At 42.4% G+C, this 10,111-nt stretch carries 6 protein-coding genes and 1 pseudogene; 1 reads left to right on the forward strand and 6 read right to left on the reverse strand.

Annotated elements, in window-relative coordinates:
* Positions 1-473: 473 nt before the first annotated feature.
* The 6 genes from PL85_RS17890 to PL85_RS17915 all read right to left on the reverse strand — a co-directional run bounded on the left by PL85_RS17890 (position 474) and on the right by PL85_RS17915 (position 9,201).
* Positions 474-2,099, reverse strand: coding sequence for an ATP-binding cassette domain-containing protein (locus tag PL85_RS17890; protein ID WP_019281830.1), 1,626 nt, complete (start codon positions 2,097-2,099; stop codon positions 474-476).
* Positions 2,096-3,706 (reverse strand): ATP-binding cassette domain-containing protein, encoded by a 1,611-nt coding sequence (locus PL85_RS17895; RefSeq protein ID WP_069212128.1) that lies wholly within the window; start codon positions 3,704-3,706, stop codon positions 2,096-2,098. The genes PL85_RS17890 and PL85_RS17895 overlap by 4 nt, the downstream gene beginning before the upstream one ends.
* Before the next feature lie 279 nt (positions 3,707-3,985).
* Positions 3,986-6,175, reverse strand: a complete 2,190-nt coding sequence (locus PL85_RS17900; RefSeq protein ID WP_069212127.1) for a TonB-dependent receptor — start codon at positions 6,173-6,175, stop codon at positions 3,986-3,988.
* A gap of 106 nt (positions 6,176-6,281) precedes the next feature.
* Positions 6,282-7,250: a siderophore ABC transporter substrate-binding protein gene (locus tag PL85_RS17905; RefSeq protein WP_019281832.1), complete on the reverse strand. Its 969-nt coding sequence runs from the start codon at positions 7,248-7,250 to the stop codon at positions 6,282-6,284.
* 56 nt (positions 7,251-7,306) lie between these two features.
* Entirely contained in the window at positions 7,307-8,260 is a 954-nt protein-coding gene (locus PL85_RS17910; protein WP_019281833.1) for an iron chelate uptake ABC transporter family permease subunit, read from the reverse strand.
* Positions 8,257-9,201: an ABC transporter permease gene (locus PL85_RS17915; protein WP_115339378.1), complete on the reverse strand. Its 945-nt coding sequence runs from the start codon at positions 9,199-9,201 to the stop codon at positions 8,257-8,259. Before PL85_RS17915 ends, PL85_RS17910 begins: the two co-directional genes overlap by 4 nt.
* A gap of 554 nt (positions 9,202-9,755) precedes the next feature.
* Between PL85_RS17915 and PL85_RS17920 the strand changes: the two are divergent.
* Positions 9,756-10,091 (forward strand): annotated as a pseudogene (locus PL85_RS17920) (ATP-binding cassette domain-containing protein); the annotation flags it as partial.
* Positions 10,092-10,111: the final 20 nt, after the last annotated feature.

Here is a 10,111-nt window from a genome sequence, read left to right on the forward strand (position 1 = left end):
GTTTATGACGCGCTTACGATTTGAGAACCATTCATGCCACACACTAAAATCAATCAAGATCCGCTATACCAAGAACAAGTCAATAAAGCCGTATAGGCGGATTGTAATACCTTCCTAGGCACGGTGGACCCTTCTATCTATAGATACTTCATCATGACTATGATGTCGTCAGATAACCAAATATCAATGCCCCCCGATCACGCAAACTTTGTTTCTATTCGGCATAATTGGTTTGTCGATAGGTGTGCTTTTTGAAATGATGACACCTGGATTCATTGTATTCTTTAGGCATGAATATTGAGTTGGATACGAAGACAGATGGGCAAGGTTAAAAGAAGACACGCTCAAATCAAAATTGATGATTTAATGAGCGCGCTAACAAAGCCCTCTCGAGGCGGTAGGATAGAGCCATCTTCAGTTCTTGCAACGAGCCTTTCCAGCTGCAACACTCGCAGTAAAACAAGTAATATCGTCTACCTTGATTCAAGTGCATGGTGGCGAAGAACATTGACTCTTTGTTTATCAATCGTGAGTTCTAGCGTTGGATGCCAAACTTTCTTGTCTCTGTGTGTTACCACAATAACAGTTGAACCTAATGCTTGAGTTTGTTGTGCTATTTTCTGTTCGGTTACTTCATCAAGTGCAGAGGTGGCTTCATCTAAAATTAGAATAGGTGCTTTTTTTATAAGAGCGCGAGCAATTGCGACTCTTTGTCTTTCCCCTCCAGAAAGCCTTGATCCTTTCTGGCCTACACTTTGGTTTATTCCATCGCCGGATAAGTCAATAAGTTCACTCAGTTGAGCTTGCCTAGCAAAAAGTTCTACTTCAGCATTACTTGCCTCTGGATTACCCAAACGAATATTTTCGGCCAATGTCCCAGTAAATATTATTGGATCCTGAGCGACATAGGCAATGTGCTGGATTAATATGTCATATGGAATATTCTGGAGGTTTATACCACCTAGCGAAATATGACCTTGGTTAGGGTCATCAAACCTTAAGAATAATCCTAATAACGTGCTCTTTCCGCTACCACTTACGCCATTGATTACCACTTTTTCACCTTGTTCTATCTCTACATTGGCGTCCTTGAAGAGGTCCAAATAGCCAACATGATTGAGTTCGAAATTGTAGCTATTAGGGCTAATAGCATTTTCCGGTTTGGGTTCAGGCAGAGTTGGTACATTGGTTAGCTGGTTGTAATCTCTTATTGAGGACTTTACGTCGTTGATGGCGAAACCGGCTAAGGCTAATTCTCCTAGTGGTGCAGCCGCTCTGGTAATTAATATCAGCAGCCCCAAAATCAATAGTGGTTGGGTAATCCCTTCTGTAACTAGGTAGATAGTGACGCAGGCCAAAGGGAAGACCGTTGCAAGTGCTGAGGTTAAAGTGGCCATGGATGCTGTTAGGTTGATTCTCGAATGTACTTTCTCTTGTGTACACCAACTTTGCTCAATCCTTTCTATCGCTCGTTCAGGTCCTGCCGATGAACGAAGTAAATCAAGGTGATCTATGAGTTCGAGCGTTGATTTTGTGGCTTGAACATCAGCGTTGTGTCTTTCGCTGTCAGAGTTACTGAGGTGATTCTGTGCTTTGTATTGCAGCAGAAATGCACCTATCAATGAGACTGCACTGATTAGTGCAACATCTGCCCCCCCAACGATTCCGATGCCAGCGATCAAGAATAAGGGTACTAATGGCGTGTGCAAAAATGTTTGTAATTGGTGAGCTGGGATTGACATAAAGCCAGGTATGCCTCGTTCGGCAAGTTGAGTCAGTTGCGTTCGATGCTGATCGCTAAACCAAGAAAGCTTTGCTTTACTAAGAGATTGACCGACTGCTGAGTACAAATCGCCGGCTAGTTGCGCACCAGATAGAAAACCCGATCGGGTTACTAAAACCGTCACCAAAATAGCGATAATTGCTGTTGATATGACACCTAGTGGCGGGGCTTGTTTTACTAATGATAGTGCAAGAACTGTGTAGGTTAAGGCTTCGAGTGCTGCAACCAACACCCATCCAGATCCCACTCGGTATAAACGATATTTTGCGCTCACGGGAATGTTTGATTTGGAAGATGGGGTATTTTGATATGTCATACTTCTTCATCCTGTAATTGAGCATTTTTTGGTAGTGTCAATATAAAGTCGGCTCGTTGGGCTAGCTCTGCATCATGGGTTACCATGACTATGGTTTTATTTTCTTTCTGCGCGAATTCCGTTAGGTTTTGCATGATGGATAAGGCTGTTTTTTTATCAAGTGCACTCGTTGGTTCATCTAACAAGAAAATGCTGGCTTGATTGAGAAATATACTAGCTAGAGCGACCCGTTGCTGCTGGCCACCAGAAAGAAGGCTGGCATCATAATCGAGGTTAATATCTACCTCGGCTAGAGCTAAGGCGTCAAAGAATTCGCTATCGCAGGCATTTGGTGCCGTTAGTTGTAAGTTCTGTCTCACTGTCGTTTTAAGTACCCCTATCTCTTGAGGAACATAACGTATCGCCATGTGACGCGACATTTCGGTAAGTGTGGACAGTTCATAACTGCCAAGCATGGTGGTTCCTGAATAAGGTACTTCTTGACCGGCTAAAATACGCAGCAACGTACTTTTTCCTATGCCGCTTGGCCCCATAATGGCAGTGCATGAACCAGTTGGAAAGCGGTGGGTGAAGCTATCGATAATGGTTGTGGTGTCATTAATTACCGAGATTTTTGAAGCCTGCAAAGGAAGTGTTTTAGAACCTACATTGACGTTTCCACAACCTATAGGTGTTTGTTTCAAAAGCTTACCAATGTTCTTAGCTGCATTCTTACCTGCAGTGACATAGTCTAATCCGTGACCAAGCTTTAATACTGGTGAAACGACAGCCAGGCCGAAAAAAAACACAGAAGCCATCGCTGATGGACTTAGTCGGTAAGAAATTGAATAAGCTATAGCAAAAGTAGAAACTGCTTGAAGTAAAGCTATTGCGATGGAAGCTGGAAGTGCCACACTCCCTACCCATTTTATAATGCCATTAGTGAAGCGTTGAGTTGCCCCGTGATAACTCGCGAGCGCACCTGATTGAGTTCCATAAACCCGGTTAACTCTAATGCCTCTGGTGTAGTCATTTACTGCGGTGACGATTTCTCCCATTATGTTCATACGTTCTGCACCATATTTAGCGGCGAATCTAGGCAGAAAGACAAGGTAGTATAATGATGCAATAAGGCCAGGGAGTAAGGTTAAGAGCGCCATAGGACCGGCCATATTTAGCATAATGGTAATGGACATTACCGGAACGATGGCGAAAGTTACAAATTCTGAAGGCAGATGAGCAACCATATGATGTAGAGTATTGATGTCTTCTGAAACCAAGCGGCGAAGTTGATTATCACCATACCGAGAGAGAGTCTTGCTTGGAAGGCGCATTAAGTGTTGTGCCACCTGACGACGTAATCTTGCTGAAAATAGAGATTCAGCATTGTGTACTAACCAAGAGGACAAAGATGAGAGCAATGCGCTAAAAATCCAAAGCCCGATGGCTGCGTAAACCCATCGGTTAGATAGATCATCGATTAATTGTATTAAACATAGCAATGCACCAATTTTTGCCACTGCAGCAAAAATTTCGCTTAAAGTCCCTAAAGTAAGTTTTGCTAATGACGGCCTTAAGGCCGGCATTAAGGCAGGTGTAACGTAATGTTGGCCGATCTTATTTATCATTTTTCCACCCTAGTTAACCAACAAAGTTGGGATAGAGTGAGTTTTGGTGAGTTTGTTGAGTTTGTTGAGCTCTCTCCATGTTTCATATAAAGCCTATTGAAATGAGGTTGATAGAATTAAACTATTGTTATGAATACAAAGTTATTGAGGAATATAAGTACTGTCGATATACGGAAACTCCCTTACCATTGACTTTAATCGCTAAAGTTAGGTTGAATTCAAGAGTAGCCGTTCAGAAGTGCCCCTAACCAGAAAGGTCAAGGGCAAAATTGACCGAGATTAGAAATCGGCTGTAGCAGATAACATCACCGTACGAGGGGCACCCAACGCAAGGTTAGCGTAATGGGTGGTAGTCCAATATGCTTCATCGGTTACGTTGTTGACCGCAAGACGCCAAATGACACTTTGATTGGCGATGGTAGAGTTATAGCGAGCACCTAAATCAAAAATAGTCTGTGCAGACAGTGATTGAGTGTTTTGCGCATCAATATATTGCTCTGACATGTAATTTGCTTGACCAATAAGTGTAAGTTCACGCATCGTTGGTAGGTTCCATTCCAATGCTAACTTAGCTTGAAGATCGGGTAACTTAATCGCTTTTTTCCCCTCAGTTGTGACATCTGTAGCTTTAGTGATCTCTGCGTCTGTATAAGCGATACCACCAGTCAGCGTGTAGTCCTCTAATAACGTACCGTAGAACCCCCATTCAATGCCTCGATTACGTTGCTCGCCACCAAAAGAGTAAATATTTGTATCTGGATCTTGATATCCGTTAGGCTTTTTGATCTCAAACAGGCTGAAAGTATGAGCAAAGTCGTTCATGTTAAGCTTTAGGCCAGCTTCTGTTTGTTTGGTTTTTTGTGGTTCAAACGCTTCACCTGCGTTAGCGGCTCCTGAGCCTGCTGTTTTTCCGTTTGTTAAACCTTCGGTGTAGTTACCGTAAAGAGAAGCTGAGTTAGAAAGTTTGTACAACGCGGCAATCGCCGGGGTGTAGGTGCTTTCCTTGAACTTGGTTGTAGGAAAAGCACTCCCATTCCAGCTGATTCCTGATTCATAATCAATACTTTGGCGACGTAAACCTAATGTGAGTTGGTATTTGCCATCAGCTAAAGATAAGGTATCAGCGATACCATAACTGATCTGTGTGGAATCGACCAGTAGTTTATAATAGTTGTCATAGCTAGAATCTTCAGGCCCCCATGCTGGATCGTAAATATTGGCCGTCCATGATTCAGCCGCATTATTTCCTGCGGGATTATCGTTTTTATCTTCTCTAAAGTAGGTACTATTCAGTACTAAATAATGCTCGACAGGTCCGGTATCAAAATTACTTCGAATTCCGGCCTCACCTGAAGTACGTTTGCTGTCTAGCTTCACAGAACCAAGAGAAACCTCAAGATCACCAGTATTATCTTTAATTTTGACACTTTGCGCACCATTTGAATCAAAGTCGGTACGACTAGCCCCCAACGCACTGTAAACCGTTATGGAATCAGTTATATCGAGTTCTGCGCGGATCATCATGCCTTTATCATCACTGTCATTGTATGCCCAACTTAGGCTAAGTAAAGTATCTGACGAAGGGGGTGACGGCACGTCAACGCCAGACTTTATGCTTAAACCTCGATTTGCACCATCAACTCGCTCTGTACTAAAGTATAAATCGGCTTCAATCAGCGCAATATCATTACGCCAATCAAGGCTCAACGATGCGAGTTGCGCTTTACGACTTTGACCATCAACTGACGCATCCCCATCTCTGAAAACCCCATTAAAACGAACCCCAAATTGTTCGTTTTCACCAAAACGGCGACCAATATCAACATGACCGCCAAATTGAGAATCCGACATATAAGTGCCAGTAAAGGAGGTGTTGGGCGCTTCTTGAGCTCGTTTAGTCACCAAATTGATCGAACCACCAACGGAACCGTTCGGTGGCATACCATTAAGCAAAGAAGCCGGGCCTTTCAGTACATCGATGCGTTGGTACATCTCTGGAGAGCTACGATAGTAAGGAGCGATACCATATAAACCATTGAACATTACATCGCCAATATCCGAACTGAACCCTCGGATCTTAAAACTTTCTTTGTTTAACCCGGTTTCCCCACTGGTAAAAACAGAAGGATCAGAAGCAGAGATGACATCGGATATATCTTGTGCATGCTGGTCTTGAATGTGTTTTTCTGTGTATCCAATGGCATTAAAAGGAGTGTCTAGGAAGTCTTTATCGCCGAGCATCCCCATATTAGTTGCCTGTGAGATTTTTCCTGCCGCATACGCTTCATTAGCTTGGCCGTAAACAGTGACTGACTCATCAGTTTGATCTTCAGAATGAGCGATACTGATTGGCAATGCCGAAGCACTTATTTGAAGTGCGACTAAAAGAGCGATACGACTTGGGGTTGGCTTGCCACTGACTGAGCATTTTTTAGATAAATTCGCTATCTGATGATAGTGGTGATTCATTGATTATTCCTTTTTATCCTATTTTAGGTTGGCTCACATCTGTACTAGTAAATAGTAACTGACTTGTTTTGCTAGACTTCGTTGGTCTGGCTTATTATTTTTAAATCTAGTTTTGATAACCTTTGATAATGTCATCAATCATAATTTTTAGTGATGTGATACTTGCTGAAGTGATGTACCAGGCATCAGCATCAACAAAGATCACTTTGCCGTTTTTCCATGCTTTAGTTTGTCGAAGAAGAGGATTTGCCAAATGTTCCGCATCAATAATCGGTTTACCTTCCATGACAGCTGTCCGATCAATGATATAAAGAATGTCAGGGTTGGCTTGATTAATAAATTCGCTGGAAATCGGCTGACCATGTAAATTTGCGGCAACTTCAGTACTCGCAGGTTTAACTCCCAGTACATCAAAGACAAAACCATAGCGAGACTCAATGCCAAATGAGCTAAAAGCACCATTGTTATGCATTACAACTAAGGCCTTTTCAGAACGTTCAGCCGTGATAGCTCGCACCTCATCGACCTTGACATCAATTTCAGCGACTTTCTTTTGTGCAAGCTCTTGCTTATCAAAGATCTCACCGAGATCAATAACGTGTTGTTTAATTATATCGACGTGATGTCCATGACTATTACGGAAATCGATATCAAAATGTATCGTAGGTGCGAGCTTAGAGAGTTCTTCATATTGATTGGCATGCAGTGGAGTCATCAATATCAGGTCGGGTCTCAGTTCATAGATTTTTTCCATATTAGGTTGAACTATCGCGCCAAGATCGACAATGTCTGGAGTATTTTTGTATTTCGCCAAAAAATCAGGGATAAAGTCTTTTACCATACCTGCAATCGGTACATTCAACTGGTCTAAGAAATCCACTTCATTCATATCGAGTGCAGCTACTCTTTGAAGACGGTTTGAAATAACGGTTTGACCTAAGTTGTGTTCAATCACGATAGGGGTTTCTAATGGCTGAACGACTTGAGATTGAGCGGCAGTCGGCTCGCAGCCCGTTAGAGTTACAAGGGAGCCGCAAGCAAGTGCGACAGCAAGATTTAGGGTACTTTTAAACATGGGGTGAGGATCCTTATGTTGCAGTAAGTTGCCAATAAACAGGCGATAAGCAGACTCTATAGCTGGCTTCTTGCTCGCATAGTGATGACAAGAAAGTACCCGCCACAAAGGACGTTGACTAAAATAGAGACTGTTGTTTTATAATTAAAAAAGTGTTCAACCATCAATTGAGCCGTTAGAAACATCACAATAGCGATGATGCAAGCCATCGGTAAGGTGTGTCTGTAACGCGGAGAACCTGTGATGGAATAAGCAATGTTGGCAATGAAAACCCCCATGAACGCCGTTGGTCCAACTAAACTAGTAGAGATGGCCACAAGAATTGCGATGACAGCAAAGTATTTCGGAATATAGTGCGTATCGTTAAGTCCTAATGACATTGCTTGATCTCGCCCTAGTCCTATCACATCTAGCTCATTCGCCCATTTATTGGCAAAGAGGGCGAGAATGCTCAACACAGTGCCAGCAAATAACAATGTAGATGGTTTCGCCCTTTCAAATGAGGTGTAACTTAACCCCTGTAAGATAGAGAACTCTCCAGGACTGATTCTAATCTGGATAAATTGAGCAACCGTTGTCAGTACCATGGTCAGTACAAATCCAATCAGCAACACTTGATGCATATCATGTTGAAATCGCTTGAGCACCCAGAATTGAATAAAGAATGAATACAACAAAATGAGTACCGCTGATACGACAAAATTACCCACCACTCCCAAAACAGCACTGCCAGAGGTGCCTACAAATAATAAGAGTAGAGCTTGCCATACAAGATAAATGGACTCGTAACCCATGATAGATGGCGTCAATATGCGATTTCTGGCCAAGGCTTGAAAAATGACAGCAGAGATAGCCACACAACTGCCCCCGATTATGATCGCACTGAGTTTAATGAGTCTTCTGGGGATGATGTACTCAAGGTCAAACCCTGAATTAATGAAAATAAAAGCGATAGATAACAGGATCACGAGTACAACACTCACTCGTAAGTTCAAGTTAAGTGGTGTCATGCTTTTGCTCCCTTAAGCAAAAAGGCAAGAAACATAACTCCACCTACGGCACTTGCGGTCAAACCTATTGGCACCTCGAACGGAAAAAGCACTACCCGACTAATGACATCGCAAAAAATCAGTAGCGAGGCACCGCCCAATGCAACAATAGGTAAAGTGTTTTTGAGGTGGTCGCCGTATTTTAGCGCCACTAAGTTAGGGATAACTAAGCCAACAAAATGAATGGCGCCCACCGTCACTACTGTGACTGCAACCGTGATTGAAACGAGTATCAACCCTAATGCGGCGGTCATGGCGTAACTGATGCCTAAATTGGAGGCTATATCTTCCCCCATCCCCATCACTGTAAATCTATGAGCATAGAGGTAGGTCAACAAGGTTATAGGCAAGATCAAAAAAATGATTTCATAATGCTCTTGGACCACTTTGGAGAAGTCCCCCATCAACCAGCCAGACATACTTTGTAAAATATTATTTTGATAGGCGTAAAATTCAGCAAGTGCACTGAGTACACTACCAAACATCAAGCCAATCACTGGAACCAACGCAGTATTACTGAACTTAACCTTACGTATTATAGCGATGTAGACCAAGCCAGCGGCAAAGCAAAACAGGACAGCAAAGAACATACGTTCCAATTTGTCTGATGATGGCAGCATCACGATTGAAACCAAAATACCTAGTTTGGCCGCATCAAGGCTGCCGGTAGTTCCGGGTTCAACAAAACGATTTCTAACGATGTGTTGGAGAATAACGCCGCACATCGCCAAGCCGGACCCCGTAAGAATCAGAGCCACGAGTCTTGGTAACCTGCTGGCTATAATAGGCAACCAAGCTTTCTCATTAAGCGTCGGCAATAATGACCACTCGATCTGGTTCGCACCAAAAAAAAGAGATGTAGCGCACAAAGTTAAGAACGCCAGAATCGTACGAAAAGTCATTTAGAATGCTCTTCAAAATAGTAGGGATATTGAGACGCATCTAGCATCTAAATTCAGGGGAAAATCAAGTAGAATGAAGTACTCATAAAATAGAATCACCATCAATAAATGTCGAATTCTAAAAAATGGTAACTATGTTTCTTTTTAATAAAAAATAAGGTCACAACTAAACTCTCAAAAATTTTTAGATCTACTACAGATGTAAAGTAATTAGGGTGAAACAGAGCCTCACTAGTCTAAACAAATCAAAAGATAATGAGAATGGATGTCATTTTTATTTATGATATCATACGCATTCATTTATGCAATAATATGAAATGTAGTTTATCGCACATTCGAGCTAATTAAGCGGTCTGCCTTTATTACCATTTTCGACTGGCATAACTGCTAACGCCATACATATTAGCTTTTGTATCCGAACTCTTAAAGAAGCGCTTAGGCACGGTGATCCTCCCTATTCTTTAACACCGGTATGTGTGATTAATAATTGGGTCTGCGGTTTTAATTTTATGTTCTTGTTGTTACGTACCAGAATTCAGTAAAGGTAATAAATAGTGATTAAATTAACAGGGTTAAGTAAGAAGTATGGCAAATCACTGGTTGTTGACGATGCGAGCGCTATGTTCCCAAAAGGGAGGGTTACGTCTATTATTGGCCCAAATGGTGCAGGTAAGAGTACACTGCTTTCAGTGGCCAGTCGCCTAACAGAGAGTGATGCCGGTGAAGTGCTTATTGGCGATAAGCTGCTTGCTGACTGGGATAGCAAAGAGCTAGCGAAACACTTAGCGGTACTAAGACAATCGAACAACATCAACATGCGATTTACGATTCGTGAATTGGTTTGTTTTGGCCGTTTTCCACATTCGCAAGGTCACTTGAAAGACGAGGACTGATCTGCTCCAGCCAGACT

It is taken from the genome of Vibrio anguillarum (assembly GCF_001989995.2).
GTDB classification, from domain to species: Bacteria; Pseudomonadota; Gammaproteobacteria; order Enterobacterales; family Vibrionaceae; genus Vibrio; species Vibrio anguillarum.

What these genes read in the sequence shown, in the direction of transcription:
- PL85_RS17915 (WP_115339378.1), bottom strand. Translation starts at nt 9,201, where the DNA reads ATGACTTTTCGTACGATTCTGGCGTTCTTAACTTTGTGCGCTACATCT.
- PL85_RS17890 (WP_019281830.1), bottom strand. Translation starts at nt 2,099, where the DNA reads ATGACATATCAAAATACCCCATCTTCCAAATCAAACATTCCCGTGAGC.
- PL85_RS17895 (WP_069212128.1), bottom strand. Translation starts at nt 3,706, where the DNA reads ATGATAAATAAGATCGGCCAACATTACGTTACACCTGCCTTAATGCCG.
- PL85_RS17905 (WP_019281832.1), bottom strand. Translation starts at nt 7,250, where the DNA reads ATGTTTAAAAGTACCCTAAATCTTGCTGTCGCACTTGCTTGCGGCTCC.
- PL85_RS17900 (WP_069212127.1), bottom strand. Translation starts at nt 6,175, where the DNA reads ATGAATCACCACTATCATCAGATAGCGAATTTATCTAAAAAATGCTCA.
- PL85_RS17910 (WP_019281833.1), bottom strand. Translation starts at nt 8,260, where the DNA reads ATGACACCACTTAACTTGAACTTACGAGTGAGTGTTGTACTCGTGATC.